Source organism: Streptomyces ruber (genome assembly GCF_014648075.1).
GTDB lineage: Bacteria > Actinomycetota > Actinomycetes > Streptomycetales > Streptomycetaceae > Streptomyces > Streptomyces ruber.
In genome coordinates this window covers 63,903-88,978 of record NZ_BMQK01000025.1, presented here as the reverse complement: position 1 = coordinate 88,978, position 25,076 = coordinate 63,903, and the positions used below count along the sequence as shown (strand labels likewise).

The following is a 25,076-nucleotide window of genomic DNA, read 5'->3' as shown; positions in this document are numbered from 1 at the left end:
CCGTCGCCGCCGCCAGTTCCCGCAGCAGCGCCAGCGTCTCGTCGGTGACCAGATGCTTGGAGTAGTCCAGGTGCAGATCACCGACCCGCAGCGTGTAGCGCTCGGCCCGGCCGGGGTCCGCCGCGAACAGGTCGCGCAGGTCCGGGTCGCGCAGCGTCTGCGCCCGGTGGTCCTTCAGCGCGGTCCACTCGGGGCGCCGGTCGAGCCGGTGGGAGTCAGTCATGAAAGGGGCCCTCCTCGGTGGGCTCGCCGCGCAGGGCGACGCAGTACATCTCGTCCGCGTCCAGGCGGCGCAGTTCCTCGGCGATCAGCTCGGACGTGCTGCGCACCTTCAGGGCGAGGGTGCGCGCGGGCTGGCCCGGCAGCGTGAGCGTGGCCAGGGGGCCCTCGGGGCGGTCGATGGTGATCTCGCCGTGCTCGGTGCCGAGCCGTACGCCGGTGACGACGGGGCCGCCGGTGACGATCCGCTCGACCCGCACGCCCAGCCGCGCCTCCAGCCAGCGGGACAGCAGCTCGGCGCTCGGGTTCTCCGCCTCGCTCTCCACGGCGGCCGAGGTCACCGTCGCACGGGCCTGGTCGAGCGCCGCGGCCAGCATCGAGCGCCACGGCGTCAGCCGCGTCCAGGCCAGGTCGGTGTCGCCGGGCGCGTAGGAGTTCGCTCGCTGCTCCAGCGTGGCGAGGGGGCTCTCGACGGCGTACATGTCGGTGATGCGGCGCTGGGCGAGGGCACCGAGCGGGTCCTTCGCGGGGACGTCCGGCGCGTCGACCGGCCACCAGACGACCACGGGGGCGTCGGGCAGCAGGAGCGGCAGCACGACGGAGTCGGCGTGGTCGCACACCTCGCCGTACAGCCGCAGCACCACGGTCTCGCCGGTGCCCGCGTCGGCGCCCACGCGGACCTCCGCGTTCAGGTGCGACTGGTGGCGCTCGCGGGGGTTGCGGGCGTGCCGCTTGATCACCACGAGGGTGCGCGACGGATGCTCGTGCGAGGCCTGCTGCGCGGCCTTCATCGAGTCGTACGCGTTCTCCTCGTCGGTGACGATGACCATCGTCAGCACCATGCCCACGGCGGGCGTGCCGAGGGCGCGGCGACCCTGTACGAGCGCTTTGTTGATCTTGCTTGCCGTGGTGTCGGTCAGGTCGATCCTCATGGCCTGCGCCAGCTCCGTCCGTCTCGTGCGAGCATCTCGTCGGCTTCCTTCGGGCCCCAGGAGCCCGAGGCGTACTGCGCGGGCCTGCCGTGCCTCTCCCAGTACTCCTCGATCGGGTCGAGGATCTTCCAGGACTCCTCCACCTCCTGGTGGCGGGGGAACAGGTTGGCGTCGCCGAGCAGTACGTCCAGGATCAGGCGTTCATAGGCCTCCGGGCTGGACTCGGTGAACGACTCGCCGTAGGCGAAGTCCATGGACACGTCACGGATCTCCATCGACGTGCCCGGCACCTTGGAGCCGAAGCGTACGGTCATGCCCTCGTCCGGCTGGACGCGGATCACGATCGCGTTGTGGCCGAGCTCCTCGGTCGCCGTGGAGTCGAAGGGGGAGTGCGGAGCGCGCTGGAAGACCACCGCGATCTCCGTCACCCGGCGGCCGAGCCGCTTGCCGGCGCGCAGGTAGAAGGGGACGCCCGCCCAGCGGCGGTTGTCCACCTCCAGCCTGATCGCCGCGTACGTGTCGGTCCGCGACTGCGGGTCGATGCCCTCTTCCTCCAGGTACCCGGCCACCTTCGCACCGCCCTGCCAGGCGGGCGCGTACTGTCCGCGCACCGTGTGCCGGCCGAGGTCCTCCGGCAGCCGCACGGACTTCAGGACCTTGAGCTTCTCGGTGAGCAGCGACTCGGCGTCGAAGGCGATGGGCTCCTCCATCGCGGTGAGGGCGAGGAGCTGGAGGAGGTGGTTCTGGATGACGTCACGGGCGGCGCCGATGCCGTCGTAGTAGCCGGCCCGGCCGCCGATGCCGATGTCCTCGGCCATCGTGATCTGCACGTGGTCGACGTACGACCGGTTCCAGAGCGGCTCGTACATCTGGTTGGCGAAGCGCAGCGCCAGGATGTTCTGGACGGTCTCCTTGCCGAGGTAGTGGTCGATGCGGAACACCTGCTCCGGGTCGAACACCTCGTGCACGATCTCGTTCAGCTCGCGCGCGCTGGCCAGGTCGCGGCCGAAGGGCTTCTCGATGACCGCGCGCCGCCAGGCCCCCTTCGACTGGTCGGCGAGCCCGTGCTTCTTCAGCTGCTGGACGACCTTGGGGAAGAACTTCGGCGGCACGGACAGGTAGAAGGCGAAGTTGCCGTTGGTGCCGCGGGAGGCGCTCAGCTCGTCGACGGCCTCGCGCAGCTGCTCGAACGCCGTGTCGTCGTCGAAGTCACCGGGGATGAACCGCATGCCCTCGGCGAGCTGTTCCCAGACCTCGTCGCGGAACTCGGTGCGGGAGTGCTCGCGCACCGCGTCCCGCACCACCTGCGCGAAGTCCTGGTCCTCCCAGTCGCGCCGGGCGAACCCGACGAGCGAGAAGCCCGGCGGCAGCAGTCCGCGGTTGGCCAGGTCGTACACGGCCGGCATCAGCTTCTTGCGGGACAGGTCGCCGGTCACGCCGAAGATGACCAGGCCGGAGGGCCCGGCGATGCGCGGCAGCCGGCGGTCGCGCTTGTCCTGCAGGGGGTTGGTCCAGGTGGAGGTGGTCATCACGCGTCCGCTCCCTTCCCGTCCAGGGACTTCCCGACCGCGGCCAGCAGGTCCTGCCAGGCGGCCTCGAACTTCGCCACGCCCTCGTCCTCCAGCCGCCGGACGACCTCGTCGTAGGAGATGCCGAGCGCCTCCAGGGCCGCCAGGTCGGCGCGCGCCCGGGCGTACCCGCCGGTCACCGTGTCACCGGTGATGTCGCCGTGCTCGGCGGTGGCGAGGAGGGTCGTCTCGGGCATGGTGTTGACCGTGCCGGGGGCGACGAGCTCGTCCACGTACAGCGTGGACTTGTACGCCGGGTCCTTCACGCCCGTGGAGGCCCACAGCGGGCGCTGCTTGCGGGCGCCGGCCGCGGCGAGCGCACTCCAGCGGCCGGAGGAGAAGACCTCCTCGTAGGCCGCGTAGGCGAGCCGGGCGTTGGCGAGGGCGGCGCGGCCCTTGAGCGCCAGGGCATCGTCCGTGCCCAGCCGGGTCAGCCGCTTGTCGATCTCGGTGTCGACGCGGGAGACGAAGAAGGAGGCGACGGAGTGGATCGAGGCCAGGTCGTGGCCGGCCTCCTTCGCCTTCTCCAGGCCCGCGAGATAGGCGTCCATGACCTCGCGGTAGCGCTCCAGCGAGAAGATCAGCGTGACGTTGACGCTGATGCCCAGGCCGATGACCTCGGTGATCGCCGGGAGACCCGCCCGGGTCGCCGGAATCTTGATCATGACGTTGGGGCGGTCCACCAGCCACGCGAGCTGCTTGGCCTCGGCGACCGTGGCGGCCGTGTCGTGCGCGAGCCGCGGGTCGACCTCGATGGAGACCCGGCCGTCGCGGCCCGCGGTGGCCTCGTACACCGGGCGCAGGACGTCGGCGGCGGCGCGTACGTCGGCGGTGGTCATCATCCGTACGGCCTCGTCGACCGTCACCCCGCGCACGGCCAGCTCGGCGAGCTGCTCCTCGTAGCCCACGCCGGCGCCGATGGCGGCCTGGAAGATCGACGGGTTGGTGGTGACGCCCACCACGTGCCGCTTCTCGATCAGTTCGGCCAGGTTGCCGGAGGTGACGCGCTCGCGCGAGAGGTCGTCCAGCCAGATGGAGACGCCCTCGTCGGACAGGCGCTTCAGCGGTTCCGCGGCTGCGGTCGTCGCAGCGGTCGTATCGGTCACAGTGATCATCTTTCTTCAGGGGCTCGCAGGGCTCTCATCAGCCGCGGTCGGCCGTCACGTCCGTGACCGCGGCGAGCGCGTTCCGGGCGGCGGCGACGACGTTCTCGGGGGTGAAGCCGTACTCGGTGAACAGGGTCCTGGCGTCGGCGGAGGCGCCGAAGTGCTCCAGGGAGACGATGCGTCCGTGGTCCCCCACGTAGCGGTACCAGGTGAGGCCGATGCCCGCCTCGACCGCCACGCGGGCCCGCACGGACGGCGGCAGCACACTCTCGCGGTAGGCGAGGGGCTGCTCCTCGAACCACTCCACGCACGGCATCGACACCACCCGCGTGGGCACGCCCCCGGCCTCCATCGTCTCGCGCGCGGCCACGGCGAGCTGCACCTCGGAGCCGGTGGCGATCAGGATGACCTCGGGCGCGCCGGTGGACGCGTCCCGCAGCACGTACCCGCCCTTCACGACGTCCGGGTTCGGCTCGTACGTGGGCACGCCCTGCCGGGTGAGGGCGAGGCCGTGCGGGGCCGGGTGGGTCGCGTGGCGCCGGAGGATCTCGGCCCAGGCGGCGGCGGTCTCGTTGGCGTCGGCCGGGCGGACGACGTTCAGGCCCGGGACGGCCCGGAGGGACGCCAGGTGCTCGACGGGCTGGTGGGTGGGGCCGTCCTCGCCGAGGCCGATGGAGTCGTGCGTCCACACGTACGTCACCGGCAGCTGCATCAGCGCGGAGAGGCGGACGGCGTTGCGCATGTAGTCGGAGAACACCAGGAAGGTGCCGCCGTAGACGCGGGTGTTGCCGTGCAGCGCGATGCCGTTCATGGCGGCGGCCATGGCGTGCTCGCGGATGCCGAAGTGGAGGGTGCGCCCGTAGGGGTCCGCACCCGGCAGCGGGTTGCCCTCGGGCAGGAAGCTGCTGTTCCTGTCGATCGTGGTGTTGTTGGAGCCGGCGAGGTCGGCCGAGCCGCCCCACAGCTCCGGGATCACCGCGCCGAGGGCTTGCAGGACCTTGCCGGACGCGGCGCGGGTGGCCACCGCCTTGCCCTCCTCGAAGACCGGCAGGTGCTTCTCCCAGCCCTCGGGGAGCTGGCCGGCGACCACGCGGTCGAACAGCAGTGCGCGCTCGGGGTGGGCCTCGCGCCACTCGCCGACCCGCCTGTGCCAGGCGGCGTGCGCCTCGGCGCCCCGGTCGAGGGCCTTCCGGGTGTGGGCGAGGACCTCGTCGGCGACCTCGAAGTGCCCGGCCGGGTCGAAGCCGAGGACGCGCTTGGTGGCCGCGACCTCGTCCTCGCCCAGCGCCGAGCCGTGCGCGGCCTCGGTGTTCTGCGCGTGCGGGGCGGGGAAGGCGATGATCGTGCGCATCGCGATGAACGAGGGGCGCGTGGTCTCGGCCCGCGCGGCGCTCAGCGCCTCGTACAGGGCGCGGACATCGATGTCACCGTTGGGGGCGGGCTGGATCCGCTGGACGTGCCAGCCGTACGCCTCGTACCGCGCCACCACGTCCTCGGAGAACGCGGTGGCGGTGTCGCCCTCGATGGAGATGTGGTTGTCGTCGTAGAGGAAGACGAGGTTGCCGAGCCTCTGGTGGCCCGCGAGGGAGGAGGCCTCGGCGGAGATGCCCTCCTCCAGGTCGCCGTCGGAGACGATCGCCCAGACCATGTGGTCGAAGGGGGACTCGCCGGCCGGGGCGTCCGGGTCGAACAGACCGCGTTCGTAGCGGGCGGCCATCGCCATGCCCACCGCGTTCGCGGTGCCCTGCCCCAGCGGGCCCGTGGTGACCTCCACCCCGGCCGTGTGCCCGTACTCCGGGTGACCGGGCGTCTTCGACCCGTGCGTGCGGAACGCCTCCAGGTCGGCCAGCTCCAGTTCGTACCCGGCCAGGAAGAGCTGGGTGTAGAGCGTCAGCGAGGTGTGCCCGGGGGAGAGGACGAAGCGGTCGCGGCCGGTCCACTCGGGGTCGGCGGGATCGTGCCGCATCACCTTCTGGAACAGCGTGTACGCGGCGGGCGCGAGACTCATCGCCGTGCCCGGGTGGCCGTTGCCGACCTTCTGCACGGCGTCGGCCGCGAGGACACGGGCCGTGTCGACGGCACGCCGGTCGAGATCGGTCCACTCGAAACGGTCGGGTGTGTGCGCGCTCATCTTCAACAGGTCCTCGATCGGAGCAGGGGAACAGCTCTGACGTGTTCTGGCATGTTCAAAACTAAAAGTCTGACTTTTGGCGGGAAAGGTCTGCCTGTGTCAGCCTTCGGTGAAAGTGGGACACCGGGGCCGCCGCGGGCGGGTCCGGGACGGATCGACTCGACGCGAGAGGGACATGACGGGCAGAACCACCCGGACCGGGTGTGTGGAGGAGCGGAGCGGCGACCCGCGCCGCGAGGACGGTGGGGGCATCAGGACGTTCACCTTTCCGGCGGGTACGCACCTGTCCGGCGTCGGGATGCAGATAGGCCCGATGGGACCGGGCCGTCTCTGGGTCACCGACGACACCGACGCACCGCTGGAGCGCGTGCACCGCATCGACTTCCACGTGGTGATGTTGTTCAGCGGCGGCCCCGTTGCTCACATGATCGACTTCGCCGAGTACCAGGCCTCGGCCGGTGACCTGCTCTGGGTCCGTCCCGGACAGGTGCACCGCTTCTCCCGCGCGTCCGAGTACCGCGGGACCGCGCTGACCATGCAGCCCGGCTTCCTGCCACGCGCCACGGTGGAGGCGGCGGGGCTCTACCGGTACGATCTGCCCCCGCTCCTGCGCCCCGGCCCCGCCGAGCTGGCGGGCCTGCGCAGCTCCCTCGCGCAGCTGGAGCGCGAGTACACCGACACGGAGACCCTGCCGCCCGGCCCGCACACCGCGGTGCTGCGGCACTCGCTGAGCGCGTTCCTGCTCCGCCTCGCGCATCTCGCGGCCAGCTCGGCCGAGGCCGGGCGGCGGCAGGCCGACACGACGTTCACCCGCTTCCGGGACGCCGTCGAGCAGGGGTATCCCACCAACCACAGCGTCAGCGCGTACGCCGACGCGCTCGGCTGCTCCCGCCGCACCCTCGTCCGCGCGGTCCGTGCCGCGACGGGCCAGACCCCCAAGGGCTTCATCGACCGGCGGGTGATCCTGGAGGCCAAGCGGCTGCTGGCCCACACCGGGCTGCCGATCGGCCGGGTCGGCGCGGCCGTCGGCTTCCCGGACGCGGCCAACTTCTCGAAGTTCTTCCAGCTGCACGCCGGCGTCACTCCGGTGGCCTTCCGGGCGGAGCTGCGCTGACGGGCGTACGGGTACGTACGGACACGGCGAGGGGCGGGTCGCACGCGCGCGCGTGCGACCCGCCCCTGTCACAACCGCCTCAGCGGGTGAGGCCTCGGCAGGAAGACCTCAGCGGGTGAAGCCGAACCAGTTCACGTTCACGAAGTCCTGCGGCTGGCCGCTCGTGAAGGTCAGGTAGACGTCGTGGGTTCCCGTGATGCCGCCGATGTTCGTGGGGAGCGTCCGCCAGGACTGCCAGCCGCCCGTGTTGCCCACCGCGATGCTGCCGACCGGCGTGCTCGTCCGGCTGCCGAGGCGCACCTCGACCAGCCCGCTCACCCCGGTGGGCGCGCCGCTCGCGACCCGCGCGCGGAACTGGGTGGCCGGGGAGGAGCCGAAGTTCACGCCCTTGTACAGGGCCCAGTCGCCGTTCGCGAGGGCGCCGAGGTTCTGGCCGCCGCCGCTGTCGGAGGTGGCCTCGGTCATGGTCCCGCCCTGGCTGTCGTACGACTCGGCCTGGATGGTGCCGTACGCGTCACGGTTGCCCGTGGGCGGCGTGGTGCCGCCGCCGCTGGAGAGCACCTGGACGTAGTCGACGACCATCGGGTGGCCGGGCACCGTGGCCGCGTCCGGGCCGCCGCCGAAGGCGTCCACGAAGCCGCCGCCCATCGCCACGTTCAGGATGACGAAGAACCCGTGGTCGGTGGCGTTGCGCCAGGTCGTCGCGTCGACCTGGTCGGCCCGCACGGTGTGGTAGTTCCTGCCGTCGAGGTAGAAGCGGATCTCCTCGACGCCGGTCGAGCGGTCCCACTCCAGTCCGTAGGTGTGGAAGCCGGCCTGGCACGTGGTGCCCTGGCAGGTGGTGGAGCCGCCGATGCCGGAGGTCTCGTTGCACGGGCCGCCCGGGCTGGTGCCGCAGTGCATCGTGGCGTGGACGGTGTTCAGGCCGTTGGCGTTCTCCATGATGTCGAGCTCACCGATGCTCGGCCAGTTCCAGTAGTTGCCCCGGTGCGGCGCGCCGAGGGCCCAGAACGCGGGCCAGTAGCCGCGGGCCGCGGCGCCCGTCACGTTCGGCAGCTGGATGCGGGACTCGATGCGCAGCTTGCCGCCCGCGGGCGGCTGGAAGTCCGTGCGGACGGTCTCGATGCGGCCCGAGGTCCAGTTGCCGGCGGCGTCGCGCCGCGGGGTGATGCGGAGGTTGCCGCTGCCGTCGAGCGCGACGTTCTCCGTACTGGACGTCATCCTCTCGATCTCCCCGGTGCCCCAGTTCGAGGGCCCGCCGGGGTAGCCGGTGCCGGTCGCGTACTGCCACTTGGAGGTGTCTACCCCGGTGCCGGCCGCGCCGTTGAAGTCGTCGACGAAGAGCTGGGTCCAGCCGGACGGCGGCGTGGGCGCGCTGGCCTCGGCCACCGAGGCGCCGGTCGCCGCGAGACCGAAGGCGCTGACGAGGGCGACCAGCGCGCGGCGCAGGGGCCGGCGTCTCGCCGGGGTGGGGGTCGTGCGGGGTGTGGGGGTTCTTCTCATGAGGACCTCTTCGTCTGTGCGGGGGTGAGGTGCTGGGGGGGAGTACTGAGGTGGTGAGAGCGCTCTCATGGAGAGCTGCGGGCTCAATGTGCTCCCGGGCACCCCGGTCGTCAAGAGGTGAAGCAGGGAAAGTCCGCAGACGAGGGGCGAGTTCATCCGTTGAACCCGGTTCGTGGTGGATGGTGCCGCCGGGGGATGCCCGCGATACCACCGGACGGGCGATGGGCACCGGTGGTGACGGGGTGCCACTCTGGTCGCAGCGGGACGCGCACAGGGCGGAACGGTCACCGCGAACCACAGGGGGGCGGGCGATGCGCAACGAGGGACTGGGGTCCTGGCCGGCCCGCAGGGCCCGCAGGACCCCCCACCGCGCCGCCCTGGTGCACGGCGGCGCCACGACGAGCTACGCCGAACTGCACGACCGCACCACCCGCCTCGCGCACGCCCTGCGCGCCCGGGGAGTGCGCCGCGGCGACCGCATCGCCTACCTCGGACCGAACCACCCCTCCTTCCTGGAGACACTGTTCGCCGCGGGCGTGCTCGGCGCGGTCCTCGTGCCGCTCAACACCCGCCTCACCGCTCCCGAACTCACCCACCAGCTCACCGACTCCGGCGCCACCGTCCTCGTGCACGCGCCCGCCCACGCGGAGCTCGTCACCGCATCCCACGGCGGCTCGCGGGTCCGTACGTCCCTCCAGGTCGGCGCCGCGTACGAGGCGGCGGTCGCCGGGGCCGCGGACGAGCCGTTCGACGAGCCCGTCGCCCCCGGCGACACCTGCCTCGTCCTCTACACCTCGGGCACGACGGGCCGCCCCAAGGGCGCGATGCTCTCGCACGCCAACCTCACCTGGAACGCGGTCAACCTCCTCGTCGACCAGGATCTCCGCGCCGACGAACGGGCCCTGGTCTCCGCCCCGCTGTTCCACATAGCCGGGCTGGCCGTGCTCACCCTGCCGGTCCTGCTCAAGGGCGGCACCTGCGTCCTGACCGCGGCGTTCGACCCCGGCGAGACCCTCGACCTGATCGAACACCACCGGATCAGCTACATGTTCGGCGTGCCCGCCATGTACGAGCGGATCGCCCGGCACCCGCGCTGGGCGGCGGCGGACCTGTCCAGCCTGCGCATGCTGAGCTGCGGCGGCGCCCCGGTGCCGACGCCGCTGATCGACACGTACCAGGCCCGCGGCCTGACGTTCCTCCAGGGCTACGGCACGACCGAGGCGCTCGGCGTCCTCCTGCTCGACGGCGAGCACTCCGTGCGCAAGGCGGGTTCGGCGGGCGTCCCGCACTTCTTCGCCGACGTCACGCTCGCGGGGCCGGGGCCCGGCCTGCCGCCCGTCGCGCCGGGCGGGACCGGCGAGGTGCTGGTGCGCGGGCCGGCCGTGATGTCCGGGTACTGGGGGCTGCCGGAGGAGACGGCGGCGGCCTTCACCGACGGCTGGTTCCGCACCGGTGACGCCGCCCGGCTCGACCGGGACGGCCACGCCCGCATCGTCGACCGGATCAAGGACGTGATCATCTCCGGTGGCGAGAACGTCTACCCCGCCGAGGTCGAGGACCGGCTCCTCGCCCATCCCGGCATCGCCGAGTGCGCGGTGATCGGCGTTCCCGACGCCACCTGGGGCGAGGTGCCGCGGGCGGTCGTGGTGCCGTGCGGGGACGCCTCGCCCGACCCGGAGGAGGTGCTCCGCTCCCTCTCCGGACAGCTGGCCAAGTACAAGATCCCGAAGTCGCTCGTGATCACCACCGCACTCCCGCGCACGGCCTCCGGCAAGATCCTGAAGCAGGAGGTGCGCGAGCGGTACGGAACGGCTCCGCCGCCGGGGGACGACGCCTGAGCGGGGCGTCGCGGTAACTTCGGGGCAGTGACCGGGACGGGAAAGGCGGAAGTGGCGTGCGGCTGACGATTCTGGGTGGCGGCGGGTTCCGGGTCCCGCTCGTGTACGGGGCGCTCCTCGCCGACCGCGCCGCGGGGCGGGTGACCCGGGTCGTGCTGCACGACCTGGACGCGGGGCGGCTGTCCGCCGTGACCCGGGTCCTGGCCGAGCAGGCCGCGGGGGTTCCCGACGCGCCCGAGGTGACCGCCACCACCGACCTGGACGAGGCGCTGCGCGGCGCCGACTTCCTGTTCTCCGCGATCCGCGTCGGCGGCCTGGAGGGACGGGCGGACGACGAGCGGGTGGCGCTCGCGGAGGGCGTCCTCGGCCAGGAGACGGTCGGGGCGGGCGGCATCGCGTACGGCCTGCGCACCGTGCCCGTCGCCGTCGACATCGCCCGCCGCGTCGCCCGGCTCGCCCCCGACGCCTGGGTCATCAACTTCACCAACCCGGCGGGCCTGGTCACCGAGGCGATGTCCCGCACCCTCGGCGACCGGGTGATCGGCATCTGCGACTCGCCGGTCGGCCTCGGCCGCCGCATCGCCCGCGTGCTCGGTGTCGCGGACCCGCGCGAGGCGTGGATCGACTACGTCGGCCTCAACCACCTGGGCTGGGTGCGGGGCCTGCGCGTCGGGGGCCGCGACCTGCTCCCGCGCCTGCTCGCCGACACCGACCTGCTCGGCTCCTTCGAGGAGGGCAGGCTCTTCGGCCCGGAGTGGCTCCAGGCGCTGGGCGCCGTCCCGAACGAGTACCTGCACTACTACTACTTCAACCGCGAGACCGTACGCGCCTACCAGGAGGCCGAGCGGACCCGCGGCGCCTTCCTGCGCGACCAGCAGGCGCGCTTCTACGAGGAGATGCGCCGCCCGGACGCCGAGGCGTTGCTGGCCTGGGAGCGCACCCGCAACGAGCGCGAGGCGACCTACATGGCGGAGAACCGGGAGACGGCCGACGCCGGCGAACGCGACGCGGACGACCTGTCCGGCGGTTACGAGAAGGTCGCCCTCGCCCTGATGCGGGGCATCGCCCGCGACGAGCGCGCGACCCTGATCCTCAACGTCCGCAACGGCCACACCCTGCCGGTCCTCGACCCGGAGGCCGTCATCGAGGTGCCCTGTCTCGTCGACGCGAGCGGCGCGCACCCCTTCTCCGTCGATCCGCTGCCCGGCCACGCCACCGGGCTGGTGAGCGCGGTGAAGGCCGTCGAGCGGGAGGTCCTCGCGGCTGCCGGATCGGGTTCGCGCCGGGACGCGGTGAAGGCCTTCGCGCTGCACCCGCTCGTCGACTCGGTGAACGTGGCCCGCAGACTGGTCGACGGCTACACCGCGGTCCACCCCGGCCTCGCCTACCTGCGCTGAGCGCCGTCCCGGCACCTTCCGCCCGCGGCCCGGCGGGCGGCCCCGGACGGCCGGACCGCCCGGCCGCGCTCACACCGCCAGCGGCCTGCCCGAGGACTGGGCGCGGGCCGGGGCGGTCCGGGCCGCGGGGGCGGCCGGGGGGTGTTCCGGGCGCTGGTAGGGGAGGGAGACCGGGCGGACGGGACGGGGGCCGGAGACGACCGCGTAGTCCTGGCCGAGGCGCTGCGGGCGCAGCTCGCCCGGGTCCTCGCCGAGGGCCAGCCGCACCGCCGCCCACGGCGCGTTGAGGCCGCACAGCGAGAGCTGGTGCAGGCCGCCCGCCGGGCGGGTGTTGACGTCCAGCAGGACCGGCTCGTCGCCGAACACGCGGAACTGGATGTTCGTCAGGTAGTGCAGGCCGAAGCCCTCCGCGATCCGGCGGGCCGGCTCGATCACCGACGGGTGCAGGGTGAAGCCGCGCCGGCGGCCGTTCTTCGTGCGGCCCACCGCCATGCGGACCCGCCCGTCGGGGCCGGTCAGGCAGTCGACGGACACTTCCGGCTCCCCGAGCCGGGGCATCACCAGCCAGTCGACCGGCTCCGCGGCCTCGCGCACCGCCGCCACGACCAGCTCCAGCGGCACGTACGGGCTCGGGAATCCGCCCAGGTGCGTGAGCGAGAACGGGGAGCGCGTCACGATGCGGAAACCGACCCCGCCCGCGCCCGACGCCGGCTTGAAGCACGCCTTGTGCCCGTCCTCCTCCAGCGCCTCGACCGCGGCGAGGAGCTGGTCCGCGTCGCGCACCCGGCGGTACGGCGGCACCGGCACCCCGAGCGCCTCCACCGCCTCGTACGCCGTCACCTTGTCCTCGAAGACCTGTACGGCATCGGCGGGCGGCGCCAGCAGGGCCGTGCCCGCGGCCGCGAACTCCGCGCGGTGCGCGGCGACGGCCGCCTGGTGCAGCCGGGGCACGAACACGTGGATGCCCCGCCGCCGGCACTGGTCGAGGGCGTACTCCACGTACGCGGCCGAGGACAGGCCCTCCGGCTCCAGCTCCGCGGTGTCGGCGGCGGCCAGCACGGGCGAGTCGGGATCGCCGTGGGTGGCGTGGACCTCGACCGGGCGGCCCTGCGGATTGTTTCTCAGCTGATCCACGAAGAACACGTTCTCCGCGTACGTGCGGTTGAGCCAGACGCGTACGCGAGAGACCATGCAGGCCGCCTTTCGGGCATGTGCGGGCACGGCGGAGCAGGCCGGGCCCGGCCAGGGGGAAGGGAGGTACGCCGAACCGCCGTACGCGAAGGAAGCGGCGCGGCGGTGGTGTTGGGGCGATCATAGAGCCACTCGGCCCCCTGTTTCTGTCACGCGTGTGTTAATCCTTGCCCGCGCCCCGCTGCTCCTGCTGTACGACTGCCCGTCCGGGCCCCCGCGGCGCGTCATCCCTCGCGGCACCAGTGCCTCAACAGGCGGAAGAACTCCTCCTCGTTGCCCGCGAGGCCGGCCGCCGACAGGGCCTGCTCGGCCTCCGCCAGGGCGGCGGCCGGCACCACGGGTGGTCGCCCCTCGTCCGGGGGGCCGTCGAAGGCGGCTCGTACGGTCCGTGTCAGCCGCAGATAGGCCTGGACGGCGGCACGTTCACGGTCGGTCGGTGCGACGGTCTGCATCGGTCGGCTCTCCCTGGTCGGACGGGCGGAACGGCACGTGCGCCCCGGCACGGCCGCGGCACACCCCCAGCTTGCCGCCCACCACTGACAATCCCGTTTCCGTCCCCGGCGGTTCGCCCGCTCAGCGGAGGGGAATCCTGACAAAACGCCTGGGAAAACGGGCGTTCCGCGCGTGCGGGAGGCCCGGGTGTTCGCTTTCGGCCGCCCGGCGGCCCGAGGAACGGGAGGGGCCCGTGGACGACGCACCGCACCGGCGCCCACTGCGTGCCCGTCTGCGGTCGGTCGCCGACGGGGAACTGGAGCTGCGGTACCGGGTCGTGCACGGCTACCGCCGCGCGTACCGACTGGCGGGCGAGGGGCCCCCGCTCGTCCTCATCCACGGCATCGGGGACTCCTCCGCGACCTGGGCCGAGGTCATCCCCGACCTCGCCCGCGGCCACACCGTGATCGCGCCCGACCTGCTCGGCCACGGCGCCTCCGACAAACCGCGGGCCGACTACTCGGTGGCCGCGTACGCCAACGGGGTCCGCGACCTGCTCACCGCGCTCGGCATCGAGTCGGCCACCCTGGTCGGGCACTCACTGGGCGGCGGTGTGGCGATGCAGTTCGCCTACCAGTACCCGGAGCGCACCGAACGGCTGATCCTGGTCAGCGCCGGGGGAGTCGGCCGCGAGGTGAACGCCGTGCTGCGGGCCGTGTCGCTGCCCGGCGCTCCGCTGCTGCTGGCCCTGCTGACGCTGCCCGGGATGCGGCTGCAAGTGGAGCTGTTCGCGCGGCTGATGAGGTTTCTGGACACCGACCTCGGGCAGGACGCGCCCGAACTGCTGACCATGGTGGACGCGCTGCCCGACGCGACCTCGCGCAGCGCCTTCATCCGTACGCTGCGGGCCGTCGTCGACTGGCGGGGCCAGGCGGTGACCATGCTGGACCGCTGCTACCTGACCGAGGGCATGCCGACCATGCTGCTGTGGGGCGACCGGGACAGCGTGGTGCCGGTGCGGCACGCGTACCGCGCCCACGAGGCGATGCCGGGCAGCCGGCTGGCGGTGTTCGAGGGGGCGGGCCACTTCCCGTTCCACACCGACCCCGCCCGTTTCCTCAGCCTCGTCGAGGACTTCGTGAACTCCACGCTCCCGGCCGACTGGAGCCGCGAGCACTGGCGGGAGCTGCTGCTGGCGGGCCGCCCGGCGACGGCGGGCGGCCGGCCCGACACCGCACACGCCCGCGCCGTGGCGGAGGACCTGAAGGAGGCGAGCGAACGCAGCGCCACATGAGGCGGTGCCGGCCCCTGCGGGGCAGGTCAGGACCCGGGCCGCCGGACGCTCTCCAGGAGCATGTCGAGCCACTCCGCCACCTTGTCGCGGTGCTGGTCGGTGGGCAGCTGGGCGGCGCGCCAGGCGATGCCGCGGACCCCGTGGTCCTGCAGCAGGCGCTCCAGCGGGTCGCCGGCGGCGCGCTCGCTGTCGGCGGCCGCGCGCTCGCGGTCGGCGAGCTGCTGGAGGAGCTCCTGCTCGGTACGCATGAGCACGGTCGCGAGCGCCTCGGGGTCCTCGGCCGTGAGGAAGCCGGCGCGCACGCCGAAGAACCGCTGGATGGCGTCGCAGTGTTCCATCGTGGGCCGCCGGTCGCCGTTGATCAGGGCGCCCGCCTGCTGGCGCGACATGCCCGCCCCGTCGGCGATCTCCTGCTGGGTGTACTTGCGGCCGCCCGGCTTCAGCCGGGTGCGCCGTAACAGGTCGAGCCGCTGCAGGAAGCGGGCCTGCACGTCCGGTTCCCCGGCGCGGCGGCCGTCCAGCAGCTCCTTCACCACGTTCTCCGGCACACCGGAGGCGACCGAGAGGCGGTGGCTGTCGAAGACCTCGCCGAGGGGCACGTCGAGCCGGTCGGCGAGCGCGGTGACGCGGGCCACGACGGCCGGCAGCGGCACCGTCGCCGCGGCGTCCGGAACCTCGAAGCCATCCGTCACCGACAGATCTCCCACGTCTCTCTTCCAAGCCAATCTCATGATGGAGCGGAACGACCCGGGACGCGAGGTCGCCGGGGCCGGCAACCTCCGTGAACTGCACGGAGATTAGCCCCAGACGTGAACCGCCATCCACGTCTCGCCACAACTGTGGCGACATTCAGCCGTCAACCGCGCTCAAATGCCACGATAGTTGACACCACTCGGGCGGGGGCAGCAGGATCAAGACGCCACGTGAAGGCCGCAGAGGCAAGAGGGGTGACCTCCCGATGGCGTACCAGGCAGGAGGGCAGCGGTCCGTACCGCGGCCCGTCCCCGAGGATCCGAGGGCACAGGCGTATCTGCAGGACTACGCCGTGTACCTGGAGGCCGTCCCCTTCCCGTCCGTCGTCTTCGACCACCGCTGGGACGTCGTGCTGGCCAACAGCGCGTACGAGCGGCTGTTCGACTGTGTCGGCCCGCATCCGACCGCCATGCCCGGGGACAACTTCCTCAGGTTCGTGCTCTTCCACCCCGACGCGGCGACCGTGCTCGGCGAGCACGAGTCCAGCTGGTGCCTGCCGATGCTGGCCGGCTTCGCCGCCGCCGAGCAGCGTCACGGCCAGGACGGCGGCCTGCAGTCCATCCGCCGGGACATCGCCCAGGACCCCATCATGGACGCCGCCTACCGCCAGGGCGTGCCGCACTGGATCCGTACGGTCGGACCCGCGGCCGCCGAGGACGACGGCGCCGTACGGCCGCTGCACCACCCCGATCCACGGTGGGGCAGAACCGACTGCAGAGTCGTCGGCGACACCCCGAAGACCCTGCAGGAGATGGGATACACACGCATGACCCTGGTACTGCGCGAGGCACGGCGCCGCAGGGCGCGCGGCCGCGGTACCGGCCCCGCCCGGCGTACGGCGGCCCACCTCAGCGTGGTGCCCGCGCCCGAGCGCTGAGCCGCTCCGGGAGTCCCGGCACCGTCGGCGTTCAGTTCGTGAACGAGCCCCGCATCGGCACCCGCTTCACCTGCCGCGCCTGGATCACCACCGAGCTGCTCGAAGAGGGTGGTGGTGGCGGTGGGGCTCGGCTTGCCGGATGTGGTGTCGGTCATGACGTCAGCGTCGTGGCCGGTCCTTGCCCCGGTGTCAGGACGTGGTCAGCGGACGGTCAGTAGCTCCTCCCGCCGCGGTCCCGGCCGGAGGGAGCTCCGGGTGACCTGCATCTCACACGCCGCGCCCACGCGCGAAACGCAGCCCCGGGCCACCGGCAGCCCTCGGGGACCCCGACCTGGAGCACGACTTCGAGGGGGTGGACCCGGACCGGCCGAAACGGCACCGGAGCCGGTTCACCGGCCAGGCCCTCGGAGCCACCCGCCCCTGCTCCGGCCGCTCCATGCGGAAGGCCCACGCGCACCTGGCGATCACGGACGCCGCGTTCGGCCGGGTCGTGGACCGTCTGGCCGCGTCGCCCGCCCAGGCCGGAGCGGACGAGACGACGACCGGCACGGTCGCGGAGACGCTGCTGCCGCTGAAGCAGTCCATCGTCACCGCCTGAGTGCGCGGTGGCGGCTCAGCGGGTCCCGGAGCGTTCCTGGGAGAAGCGGTAGAGGTCCTGGGAGGTCGTGATGAGCTCCCGTTGCTCCTGCCGCGAGCCGACCATCGGCTGGGAGCCGTGCAGCGGGGCCTGGGCGCTCTCCGGGAGGAACCTGACGGTCACCAGGCCGATGAGACCGGCCGCCATCAGGTAGTACGCGGGCATCAGCTGGTCACCGGTGACGTTCACCAGCGCCTCGGTGACCAGCGGCGTGGTGCCGCCGAAGGCCGCCACGGCGATGTTGAAGCCGATGCCCATGGCCGCGTAGCGCACGGCGGTCGGGAAGAGCGCGGGCAGCGTGGCGGCGGTCGGCGCGGCGAAGCAGGCCAGCAGGGTGGACAGGATCAGCACGCCGAGGATCGGTGCCAGGGTGCCGCCCGACTTCAGCAGCAGGAACGACGGTACGGCGAGGAGGATCATCGCCGCCGCACCGACGGCGTACAGCGGCCGCCGGCCGACCCGGTCGCTGAGGCGGCCGAGGAAGGTGATCAGGAGCACGATCCACAGCATCCCGATGAGCACCAGGACGTCGGCGAAGCCGCTGGAGCGGTCCAGGGTCTCCGTCTGGTAGGTGACGAGGTAGCCGGTGACCATGTAGTTGGTGACGTTGTAGAGCAGCACCAGACCCATGCACACCAGCAGTGGCCGCCAGTGGTTCCTGACGATGGTCTTGAACTCGCTGCCCGCGGAGTCCTGCGCGAGGCTCTTCTCGTGCTCGTCGAGCTGCTGCTGGAAGGCCGGGGACTCCTCGAGTCTCGTCCGCATGTACAGACCGATGATGCCCAGCGGACCGGCGATCAGGAACGGCAGCCGCCAGCCCCAGGAGAGCATCTGGTCCTCGGTGAGCGCCAGGTTCAGCACGGTGACCAGCGCCGAGCCGAGCGCGTACCCGGTGAAGGTGCCGAAGTCGAGCCAGCTGGACAGGAAGCCGCGGCGGCGGTCCGGCGAGTACTCGGCGACGAAGGTGGTGGCACCGCCGTACTCGCCGCCGGTGGAGAAGCCCTGCACCATCCGGGCGACCAGCAGCAGGATCGGGGCCGCGATGCCGATGGTGGCGTAGCTGGGGATCAGGCCGATCGCGAAGGTGCCGACCGCCATCATGATCATGGTGGTGGCGAGCACCTTCTGCCGGCCGATGCGGTCGCCGAGCGGACCGAACACCAGGCCGCCCAGCGGGCGGACGACGAACGCCGCGGCGAAGGTGGCGAAGGAGGAGATCAGCTGCGCTCCCGGCGAGGCGCCGGGGAAGAACACCTTGCCGATGGTGGCGGCGAGGTAGCTGTAGACGCCGAAGTCGAACCACTCCATGCAGTTGCCGAGCGCCGAGGCGCCGACCGCGCGTTTCAGCAGGGGGCCCTCGACGACCTGGACGTCCTCCTCGCGGAAGCCCCGCTTGGTGCGGCGGAGCCGGTGGGCCAGTTCCTCCCGGACGTGCCGTGGCAGGTTCGCGACCGTCGTGGGCATCCTCACCCGCTTCGGGGACCCGGATGGTTCGTCGACCACGTTGCCGCCTTTCTGTTGCGTCACTGCTGTTTGCCTCTGTGAATTCTGTGCCGTATTGATCGTTCGGCGCACGCCGAGGCTGCTGCCCAACGTTCCCGTCCGTACACCGCGGAGGCGCGATTCGACGGTCCCGGGCGTGAACGGCCAGGGCGGCGACGGCCCGCGCCGTCACGGCCCCGAGGAGCTCACAGGCGGGTGAGCCGTTCCGGGGACGGGGACGGCGGCGACGGCTCGCAGGGCGCCTGTCCGGGCCCCAGCGCGAGCACCGCCGCCACCGGGTGGTCGCTGTCCGGGCGGCCGCCGTCCGCCGGCCCGTGGGGCGTCCGTGCCAGCAGGAACACGCCCCACGCGGCCAGGCCCGCACCCGCCAGCGCCGTGAGGACACCGGCGGCCCCGCCCCGCACCTGCTCGCTCAGCAGGGAGAGGCCGATCACCGCGGCCGCCACCGGGTTGGCCAGGGTCACCACGGCGAGCGGAGCGCCCAGACCGTCCCGGTAGGCGGTCTGCGACAGCAGCAGCCCGCCCGCCGCGAACGCCGCGACCAGCACGGCGACCGCGATCACCTGCGCGTCGAACGGCGAGCCCGAACGGTCGGTCGCGGCCACCGTCACGGTCTGCGTGAGCGCCGACGCGACGCCGGAGGCGACCCCGGACGCGGTCGCGTGCCGCAGCCCCGGCCGCGCGCCGGGCCGGGCCAGCAGGCCGACCAGCGCTGCCGTGGCCCCGGCGACCACCAGTGCCTCCGGCACGCTCAGCACGTCGTCGGGGGCGGAGCCGGAGACGGCGGCCAGCACCGCGGCCAGCCCGCCGAGCGTCAGCGCGACGCCCCGCCACTCCACCGCGCCCACCCGCCGTCCGGCCAGTCGCGCCCCCAGCGGCACCGCGGCCACCAGGGTCAGCGCGCCGAGCGGCTGCACCACGGTGAGCGGGCCGTATCTCAGGGCCACGACGTGCAGCAGGGCGGCCGCCGCGTTCAGCGCGACCGACCCCCACCACGCCCCGCTCGCCAGCAGCCGCGCCCCTCCCACGCTGCCGCGGGACGCCAGCCGTTCCTGGACGACGGCCGCGGCGGCGTACGCCACCGCCGAGACCAGCGACAGGAGGACGGCGAGGAGGGCGGCGCTCATCGGCCCGCTCCCGCCAGGGCGACGCGGTCGGAGGGTACGGAGCGCCGGGCGCGCCCGGCGCCGGACGCCGTCGGCCAGGCCCACCGGAGCGCGGCGAGGGCGAGGCCCAGCAGCGCGGAGGCCACGAGCGAGTCGAGCCAGTAGTGGTTGGCCGTGCCGACGATCACCAGCAGGGTGAGCAGGGGGTGCAGCAGCCAGAGCCACCGCAGCCGCGACCGGGTCGCCGCGATCAGCCCGATCGCGACCATCAGCGCCCAGCCGAAGTGCAGCGAGGGCATCGCCGCGAACTGGTTCGCCATCGTGTCGGCCGCCGGCGCCGCCCCGTACACCGTGGGCCCGTAGACCTGCCCGGTGTCGACGAGCCCCGGCTCCCCGAGCATGCGCGGCGGGGCCAGCGGGAACGCGAGGTGCAGCACCAGGGCGGCGGCGGTGACGGCGGCCAGCGTCCTGCGGGCCCACACGTAGTGCGCCGGGCGCCGCAGGTACAGCCAGACCAGAAAGGCGACGGTGGCCGGGAAGTGGACGGCCGCGTAGTAGGTGTTCGCCGTCCGGACGAGCCAGTCGCCGAGTCCGTCGCCGTTCAGCAGCAGCGACTGGACGAGGCCCTCGCCGGGCAGGTGCAGGAAGCGCTCCCAGTCCCACACGTGGCGGGCGTTGCGGAAGGCCTCCCCGGTGTGCCCGTTCGCCAGCAGCCGGCCGGACTTGTAGACGAGGAAGAGGCCCGCGACCAGCAGCAGCTCCCGGAGGAGGGGCGGGCGGGCGGCGGACTGCCGCGCGGGTGGGGCCGGGGGCCGCCGTCGTGCGGGCGCGTCGCCGGACGCGCGTGCCGAAGGCTCGGTTCGGGCTGCCATCCCCGGCCCCTCCACTCGCTGATCGTGCCGGCGGGTGCCGCCGGCGTCCTCGTGCTCGCCGCCGTCGTACGGGTACGCAGCAGCGGTACGCGTCAGCGGTACACATCAGTACCGATACGGGGCGGTTTCGATACGCCAGTGTACCGATACGCGGTCGTATCGGTACACTGGCGTATCGAAGGCATGGAACGAGGGGGTCGAAGGCCATGACGTCGGAGGCAGCGGACGCGACCGAGCCGGTCGCCGCGCGCCGGTCCAAGCTCACGCCGGAGCGGGAGCGCGAGTTCTTCGACGCCGTGCTCGACCAGATCCGTGAGTGCGGCTACGAGGCGGTGACCATGGAGGGCGTGGCCGCGAGCACCCGGTGCAGCAAGTCCACGCTCTACCGGCAGTGGCGGACCAAACCGCAGTTCGTGGCGGCCGCCCTGCGCGCCACCCGGCACCCCCGGTTCGCCGGCATCGACACCGGGTCCCTGGCCGGGGACCTGTACGAGGCGGCGCGGGAGGGGGCCGCCTGTTCGGGCCGCGACACCCGGCTGCTGCAGGCGCTCGGGCACGCGGTCACGCAGGACGAGGAGCTGCGGCGGGCGCTGCGGGACGCCCTCGTCGAGCCGGAGATCGGCGCGCTGCGGCGCATCCTCGACCGGGCGGTCGCCCGGGGCGAGGTCGCCGCCGACCACCCCGCGCTGGAGTACGTGCCCGCGCAGATCCTCGGGGTGCTGCGGGTCCGCCCGGTGCTGGAGGGGCGGCGCGCCGGCGAGGCGGACGAGGCGGACGAGGCGTACCTCACCCGCTTCGTGGAGGTCGCGGTGCTGCCCGCGCTCGGGCTCTAGGACACGGGCCGGCGTCCGTGGGATGACCGGACGCCGGCCCGTCCGCGCCGCACCGTGGGGACGGGGGCGGCGCGCACCCCCGGCCGGGTGGTGCCCCTCCTGAGCGGGGAGGGGCACCACCCGGCCGATCAGACGTCCTGTCCGCTGCCTCCGCTGCCGGAGACCTCCTCGATCCCCTCGGTGATCTCGTCGATGGCGGACTCCGCCGCGGAGCCGGCGTCCACGCCGAAGCGGACCACGACGAGCCGGTCCGGGTCGGCGGGCGCGGGGAAGACGAGCGACTCGACGTATCCGTCGGCGCCCTGCTCGGTGACGACCTTCCAGCGGACCGCCCAGCCCTGCTGCCCGGCCACGGCCGCCGCCTTGGAGAACACCTCCTCGTGCGAGGTGATGCTCCCGTAGCTCGTGCCGCCGTAGGACTCCTCGGCGTTCTTCGCGATGTCCGCCTCCGCGGCGGCCTCGGCCGTGGCCGCCTTCAGGCCGAGCGCCACGGCCGGGGCCGAGTACGCGCCGCCGGGCGTGCACGTCTTCGACGTGTCGCCCGGGCACGCGTAGCCGTCGTCGGCCGTGATCTGCACACCCACCGGGAGGGCCGAGGCCGACCAGTCGTCGGGTACGGGGATGCCGACCCCGTTCACCGAGTCGATCGCGAGACCGTCCTCGATGCGGGGCTCCGCGGACCCGCCGTCCTCCGGCACGCCGCCCTCCGGACCGCCCGGCCCGGTGCCGCCGCCCGGGCCGTCCTGCCCGTCCGGGCCCCGGGAGGTGGCCGCGGGACCGCCCCCGTCGTTCGTGGTGAGGGCGTACACGCCCACGCCCGCACACGCCAGGACGACCGCGGCGACGCCGACGGCTATGCCGGTGCGCAGTCCCTGCCGTCCGCCCGGCGCCGGAGACGCCGCGCCGGGCGGGTAGGGGGCGTACGGGGCGTACGGGGCGTACGGAGCACCGGCCGGGGGTGTGGGCCGGATGCGGTCCGTCCACGCGTCGCCGTCCCACCACCGCTCGGTGGCGGGGCCGTCACTTGTCTGACCCGGATCGGGGTACCAGCCGGGAGGAGTCGCCTGCGTCATGGGGTCACGGTATGAGGTGAGCCTGAAAGTGGGATGAGAGGGGCCGCGAGATCTTCTCCCCCGGCCTGCTCGCTCCCGCGGCGGCCACCTCCGCTCACCGCACCACCAGCCGCACCGGTGCCCGCTGCGCGCGCGGCACCGCCGGCAGTCCGTCGCGGCCCGGGGTGACCGAACCGAGCAGGCTCGCGTGGCGCGCCCCCGTGCTGACCGGATCGGTGCCCGGCAGCCCGTGCACCGTCAGGAAACCGAGAACGGCGAACGCGTACGCCTCCTTCGCCCGCGCCGGCAGCCCCAGCGCGTCGGATATCCGCAGGGTCACCCCCGGCAGCTCCTCGGCCAGCATGCGCATCAGCACCGGGTTGCGGGTGCCGCCGCCGGAGGCGATCACCTCCGTGGCCCGTACGGACCGCACCGCGTCCGCGACCGTGCGCGCGGTGAGCCGGGTCAGCGTGGCGACGACGTCGGGCGCGGGCAGCCGGGGGAAGTCCGCCAGCGCCGCGCGCAGATAGCCGCCGTGGAAGAGCTCCTTGCCCGTCGTCCGCGGCACGGGCAGCGCGTAGTACGGCTCGTCGAGGAGCCGGGCCAGCAGCGGGCCGTGCACGGTGCCGAGGGCGGCGAGGGCGCCGTCCACGTCGTACGGCAGGCGCCCGCCGGTGTGGTCGCGCACCGCCGCGTCGACGAGCGCGCACGCCGGTCCGGTGTCGAACGCGGTGCCGTCGGGAGCGGTGAGGTTGGCGATGCCGCCGAGGTTCAGGGCGACCGGCGTGCCCGGGCGTCCGCGCAGCCACAGCAGGTCGACCAGGCTCACCAGGGGCGCGCCCTGCCCTCCGGCGGCGATGTCGCGCGGCCGGAGGTCGGCCACCACCGGCAGCCCGGTGGCCTCGGCGATCCAGGCCGGCTGCCCGAGCTGGAGCGTGCCGTGCACGGTGCCCGCCTCGGCCCAGTGGTACACGGTCTGGCCGTGCGAGACGACCAACTCCGCTCTCCCGCCGCACAGCTGACGGTCCGCCGCCACCGCGACCGCCGCGAAGGCCCGCCCGATCAGCGTGTCCAGCCGGCACACCTCGGCCAGGGTGGTGTCCGCCGGGGGCAGGGCCGCGGCCAGCGCCGCGCGCAGCCCGCCGGCGTACGGTTCGGCCAGGTGCCCGAGGGGTGTCAGGGTGAGCGTGTCCCCGGCGAGCGCCAGGTCCGCCGCCGCGGCGTCGACGGCGTCGTACGACGTGCCCGACATCAGCCCGATCACCCGCACCGTGACTCCCTCACGTCCTCACACCGGTTTCCGTGTCCGTGCCGTGCGCGACGGCAGCAGGGCCAGCGCGCTCACCGCGCAGGTCGCCGCCGCGTAGTACGCCGGGACGTCCAGGTTCCCCGTCCGCTCGGTCGTCTCCGTGACGATCAGGCCCGCGCAGCCCGAGAAGACGGCGTTGGACAGGGCGTAGGACAGTCCCAGGCCCGTGTAGCGGACGGTCGTCGGGAACATCTCCGCGAGCATGGCCGGACCGGGGCCCGCCATCAGCCCCACCACCGCGCCCGCACCGCACACCGCCGCGCCCTTGACCGCGGCCGGCATGTGCGCGTCCTGCAGCAGGTTCAGCAGCGGCAGCGCGAGGACCGTCACCAGCAGCGCACCCGCCAGCATCACCGGGCGCCGCCCGACGCGGTCGCTGAGCCACCCCGCCGGGACGATCGTGGCCGCGAAGCCGAGGTTCGCGAGCACCGTCGCCACCAGCGCCTGCCGGAACGAGGCGTCCAGACTGCTCTGCAGATAGGACGGGAGCACCACGAGGAAGGTGTAGCCGGCCGCCGCCCAGCCCATGACGCGCGCGGCACCGAGGGCGATCGCCGCCGCGACCGCGCGGGGCGGCGGGCGGACCGCCTCCCCCTCCGCCCGGAACGCCGGCGTCTCGTCCAGCCGCAACCGCAGCCACAGCGCCCCCGATCCCAGCGGCAGCGCCAGCAGGAACGGCAGCCGCCAGCCCCACGAGTGCAGCGCCTCCGTGCCCAGCAGCGTCGCCGGCAGGGCCGCGGCCCCGGCGCCGCCCAGCAGCCCCAGCGCCACCGTGAACGACTGCCACGACCCGTACAGCCCGCGCCGCCCCGGCGGCGCGAACTCCGTCATCACCGACACCGCGCCCCCGAACTCCCCGCCCGCCGACAGCCCCTGGAGCACCCGCAGGAAGGTCAGCAGCAACGGGGCGAGAGCACCGATCTCGGCGTACGTGGGCAGCACGCCGATCAGCGTCGTCGCACCCGTCATCAGCGAGATCACCAGGATCAGCACCGGGCGGCGCCCGATCCGGTCGCCGAGCCGGCCGAACAGCGCGGCGCCGGCCGGCCGGAAGAAGAACGCCAGCGCGAACGACGCGTACGTCCGCACCAGGGCCTCCACCTCGCCGCCGCCCTCCGGCGTGAAGAAGCGGGCCGCGATCACCGTGGCGAAGTAGCCGTAGACCCCGAACTCGTACCACTCGATGAAGTTGCCCACCGAGCCCGCGACCAGCGCTCTGCGGGACGTACCGGGGGACTGCGCGGGGGCGGCCATACAGGATCCTCCCGGCGGAGGGGACGGGAATCGCCGACGATGTTGAAAGTAAGCGTCAGCTCGGCGGCTGTCGACTGTCAATAACTTTCACCACGGCTGGTCGGAAGCCTCGTGCGTCGCCCCCGGAACGCGGATGTCACCCGTGCTGGCCACAG

Annotated in this window: 21 protein-coding genes and 1 pseudogene; 7 read left to right on the top strand and 15 right to left on the bottom strand. The window is 73.3% G+C overall.

The features are described from left to right. The 5 genes and pseudogenes from IEZ04_RS32255 to tkt form a co-directional block, all read right to left on the bottom strand. Positions 1-223 (bottom strand): annotated as a pseudogene (locus IEZ04_RS32255) (glucose-6-phosphate isomerase); the annotation flags it as partial. Then, positions 216-1,151, bottom strand: a complete 936-nt coding sequence (gene opcA, locus IEZ04_RS32250) for a glucose-6-phosphate dehydrogenase assembly protein OpcA (protein ID WP_189220532.1) — start codon at positions 1,149-1,151, stop codon at positions 216-218. The gene opcA and the pseudogene IEZ04_RS32255, both read right to left, overlap by 8 nt. After that, positions 1,148-2,680: a glucose-6-phosphate dehydrogenase gene (gene zwf / locus IEZ04_RS32245; RefSeq protein WP_189220531.1), complete on the bottom strand. Its 1,533-nt coding sequence runs from the start codon at positions 2,678-2,680 to the stop codon at positions 1,148-1,150. The genes opcA and zwf overlap by 4 nt, the downstream gene beginning before the upstream one ends. Continuing rightward, positions 2,680-3,834: a transaldolase gene (gene tal, locus IEZ04_RS32240; protein ID WP_189220530.1), complete on the bottom strand. Its 1,155-nt coding sequence runs from the start codon at positions 3,832-3,834 to the stop codon at positions 2,680-2,682. The genes zwf and tal overlap by 1 nt, the downstream gene beginning before the upstream one ends. A gap of 28 nt (positions 3,835-3,862) precedes the next feature. Then, a complete protein-coding gene (gene tkt / locus IEZ04_RS32235; protein WP_189220529.1) occupies positions 3,863-5,956 on the bottom strand; it encodes a transketolase in 2,094 nt (697 codons plus the stop codon). Positions 5,957-6,131: 175 nt separating this feature from the next. Here tkt and IEZ04_RS32230 point away from each other — a divergent pair, with 175 nt between their 5' ends. Continuing rightward, positions 6,132-7,070, top strand: a complete 939-nt coding sequence (locus IEZ04_RS32230) for a helix-turn-helix domain-containing protein (protein WP_189220528.1) — start codon at positions 6,132-6,134, stop codon at positions 7,068-7,070. 108 nt (positions 7,071-7,178) lie between these two features. Here IEZ04_RS32230 and IEZ04_RS32225 read toward each other — a convergent pair whose 3' ends face one another. Further along, positions 7,179-8,573 carry a glycoside hydrolase family 16 protein gene (locus tag IEZ04_RS32225; RefSeq protein ID WP_189220527.1) on the bottom strand — a complete coding sequence of 465 codons (1,395 nt, stop codon included), beginning with the start codon at positions 8,571-8,573 and terminating at the stop codon, positions 7,179-7,181. A 311-nt stretch (positions 8,574-8,884) separates the two neighbouring features. On the opposite strand from IEZ04_RS32225, the gene IEZ04_RS32220 reads away from it, so the two are divergent. Beyond that, entirely contained in the window at positions 8,885-10,411 is a 1,527-nt protein-coding gene (locus IEZ04_RS32220; RefSeq protein ID WP_189220526.1) for an acyl-CoA synthetase, read from the top strand. A 56-nt stretch (positions 10,412-10,467) separates the two neighbouring features. Next, positions 10,468-11,808 (top strand): 6-phospho-beta-glucosidase, encoded by a 1,341-nt coding sequence (locus IEZ04_RS32215; RefSeq protein WP_189220525.1) that lies wholly within the window; start codon positions 10,468-10,470, stop codon positions 11,806-11,808. Between the two features lie 69 nt (positions 11,809-11,877). Here the strand turns inward: IEZ04_RS32215 and IEZ04_RS32210 are convergent, their stop codons facing one another. Continuing rightward, positions 11,878-12,999, bottom strand: coding sequence for an ATP-grasp domain-containing protein (locus IEZ04_RS32210; protein WP_189220524.1), 1,122 nt, complete (start codon positions 12,997-12,999; stop codon positions 11,878-11,880). Between the two features lie 224 nt (positions 13,000-13,223). Then, positions 13,224-13,451: a hypothetical protein gene (locus IEZ04_RS32205; RefSeq protein ID WP_189220523.1), complete on the bottom strand. Its 228-nt coding sequence runs from the start codon at positions 13,449-13,451 to the stop codon at positions 13,224-13,226. Between the two features lie 233 nt (positions 13,452-13,684). Here IEZ04_RS32205 and IEZ04_RS32200 point away from each other — a divergent pair, with 233 nt between their 5' ends. Beyond that, on the top strand, positions 13,685-14,725 hold the full coding sequence (locus tag IEZ04_RS32200) for an alpha/beta fold hydrolase (protein WP_189220522.1): 1,041 nt from the start codon (positions 13,685-13,687) through the stop codon (positions 14,723-14,725). Positions 14,726-14,751: 26 nt separating this feature from the next. On the opposite strand, the gene IEZ04_RS32195 is transcribed toward IEZ04_RS32200, so the two are convergent. Further along, a complete protein-coding gene (locus IEZ04_RS32195; protein ID WP_189220521.1) occupies positions 14,752-15,417 on the bottom strand; it encodes a helix-turn-helix domain-containing protein in 666 nt (221 codons plus the stop codon). A 266-nt stretch (positions 15,418-15,683) separates the two neighbouring features. Here IEZ04_RS32195 and IEZ04_RS32190 point away from each other — a divergent pair, with 266 nt between their 5' ends. Together IEZ04_RS32190 and IEZ04_RS35415 are read left to right on the top strand one after the other, a co-directional pair. Continuing rightward, the gene (locus tag IEZ04_RS32190) at positions 15,684-16,355 is read left to right on the top strand and encodes an MmyB family transcriptional regulator (RefSeq protein ID WP_189220520.1); all 672 of its coding nucleotides are present in this window, start codon (positions 15,684-15,686) and stop codon (positions 16,353-16,355) included. Between the two features lie 436 nt (positions 16,356-16,791). Next, positions 16,792-16,953 carry a globin family protein gene (locus IEZ04_RS35415; RefSeq protein WP_229821421.1) on the top strand — a complete coding sequence of 54 codons (162 nt, stop codon included), beginning with the start codon at positions 16,792-16,794 and terminating at the stop codon, positions 16,951-16,953. Between the two features lie 15 nt (positions 16,954-16,968). Here the strand turns inward: IEZ04_RS35415 and proP are convergent, their stop codons facing one another. The 3 genes from proP to IEZ04_RS32170 all read right to left on the bottom strand — a co-directional run bounded on the left by proP (position 16,969) and on the right by IEZ04_RS32170 (position 20,473). Further along, positions 16,969-18,456 (bottom strand): glycine betaine/L-proline transporter ProP, encoded by a 1,488-nt coding sequence (gene proP, locus IEZ04_RS32180; RefSeq protein WP_189220519.1) that lies wholly within the window; start codon positions 18,454-18,456, stop codon positions 16,969-16,971. Positions 18,457-18,680: 224 nt separating this feature from the next. Continuing rightward, positions 18,681-19,622: a DMT family protein gene (locus tag IEZ04_RS32175; protein ID WP_189220518.1), complete on the bottom strand. Its 942-nt coding sequence runs from the start codon at positions 19,620-19,622 to the stop codon at positions 18,681-18,683. Then, the gene (locus IEZ04_RS32170) at positions 19,619-20,473 is read right to left on the bottom strand and encodes a phosphatase PAP2 family protein (RefSeq protein WP_189220517.1); all 855 of its coding nucleotides are present in this window, start codon (positions 20,471-20,473) and stop codon (positions 19,619-19,621) included. Before IEZ04_RS32170 ends, IEZ04_RS32175 begins: the two co-directional genes overlap by 4 nt. Positions 20,474-20,679: 206 nt before the next feature. On the opposite strand from IEZ04_RS32170, the gene IEZ04_RS32165 reads away from it, so the two are divergent. Further along, positions 20,680-21,306, top strand: coding sequence for a TetR/AcrR family transcriptional regulator (locus tag IEZ04_RS32165; RefSeq protein ID WP_189220516.1), 627 nt, complete (start codon positions 20,680-20,682; stop codon positions 21,304-21,306). A 128-nt stretch (positions 21,307-21,434) separates the two neighbouring features. Here IEZ04_RS32165 and IEZ04_RS32160 read toward each other — a convergent pair whose 3' ends face one another. The 3 genes from IEZ04_RS32160 to IEZ04_RS32150 form a co-directional block, all read right to left on the bottom strand. Then, positions 21,435-22,379, bottom strand: a complete 945-nt coding sequence (locus IEZ04_RS32160; protein WP_189220515.1) for a DUF2510 domain-containing protein — start codon at positions 22,377-22,379, stop codon at positions 21,435-21,437. Positions 22,380-22,473: 94 nt separating this feature from the next. Beyond that, entirely contained in the window at positions 22,474-23,628 is a 1,155-nt protein-coding gene (locus IEZ04_RS32155) for an anhydro-N-acetylmuramic acid kinase (protein ID WP_189220514.1), read from the bottom strand. An 18-nt stretch (positions 23,629-23,646) separates the two neighbouring features. Continuing rightward, positions 23,647-24,921: an MFS transporter gene (locus IEZ04_RS32150; RefSeq protein WP_189220513.1), complete on the bottom strand. Its 1,275-nt coding sequence runs from the start codon at positions 24,919-24,921 to the stop codon at positions 23,647-23,649. Positions 24,922-25,076: the final 155 nt, after the last annotated feature.

Bases quoted from the DNA above. Each gene is read 5' to 3' on its own strand.
- IEZ04_RS32230 (WP_189220528.1), top strand. From the start codon at position 6,132: ATGACGGGCAGAACCACCCGGACCGGGTGTGTGGAGGAGCGGAGCGGC.
- IEZ04_RS32220 (WP_189220526.1), top strand. From the start codon at position 8,885: ATGCGCAACGAGGGACTGGGGTCCTGGCCGGCCCGCAGGGCCCGCAGG.
- opcA (WP_189220532.1), bottom strand. From the start codon at position 1,151: ATGAGGATCGACCTGACCGACACCACGGCAAGCAAGATCAACAAAGCG.
- IEZ04_RS32190 (WP_189220520.1), top strand. From the start codon at position 15,684: ATGGCGTACCAGGCAGGAGGGCAGCGGTCCGTACCGCGGCCCGTCCCC.
- tkt (WP_189220529.1), bottom strand. From the start codon at position 5,956: ATGAGCGCGCACACACCCGACCGTTTCGAGTGGACCGATCTCGACCGG.
- proP (WP_189220519.1), bottom strand. From the start codon at position 18,456: ATGCCCACGACGGTCGCGAACCTGCCACGGCACGTCCGGGAGGAACTG.
- IEZ04_RS32225 (WP_189220527.1), bottom strand. From the start codon at position 8,573: ATGAGAAGAACCCCCACACCCCGCACGACCCCCACCCCGGCGAGACGC.
- IEZ04_RS32160 (WP_189220515.1), bottom strand. From the start codon at position 22,379: ATGACGCAGGCGACTCCTCCCGGCTGGTACCCCGATCCGGGTCAGACA.
- IEZ04_RS35415 (WP_229821421.1), top strand. From the start codon at position 16,792: ATGCGGAAGGCCCACGCGCACCTGGCGATCACGGACGCCGCGTTCGGC.
- zwf (WP_189220531.1), bottom strand. From the start codon at position 2,680: ATGACCACCTCCACCTGGACCAACCCCCTGCAGGACAAGCGCGACCGC.
- IEZ04_RS32150 (WP_189220513.1), bottom strand. From the start codon at position 24,921: ATGGCCGCCCCCGCGCAGTCCCCCGGTACGTCCCGCAGAGCGCTGGTC.
- IEZ04_RS32170 (WP_189220517.1), bottom strand. From the start codon at position 20,473: ATGGCAGCCCGAACCGAGCCTTCGGCACGCGCGTCCGGCGACGCGCCC.
- IEZ04_RS32165 (WP_189220516.1), top strand. From the start codon at position 20,680: ATGACGTCGGAGGCAGCGGACGCGACCGAGCCGGTCGCCGCGCGCCGG.
- IEZ04_RS32205 (WP_189220523.1), bottom strand. From the start codon at position 13,451: ATGCAGACCGTCGCACCGACCGACCGTGAACGTGCCGCCGTCCAGGCC.
- IEZ04_RS32210 (WP_189220524.1), bottom strand. From the start codon at position 12,999: ATGGTCTCTCGCGTACGCGTCTGGCTCAACCGCACGTACGCGGAGAAC.
- tal (WP_189220530.1), bottom strand. From the start codon at position 3,834: ATGATCACTGTGACCGATACGACCGCTGCGACGACCGCAGCCGCGGAA.
- IEZ04_RS32175 (WP_189220518.1), bottom strand. From the start codon at position 19,622: ATGAGCGCCGCCCTCCTCGCCGTCCTCCTGTCGCTGGTCTCGGCGGTG.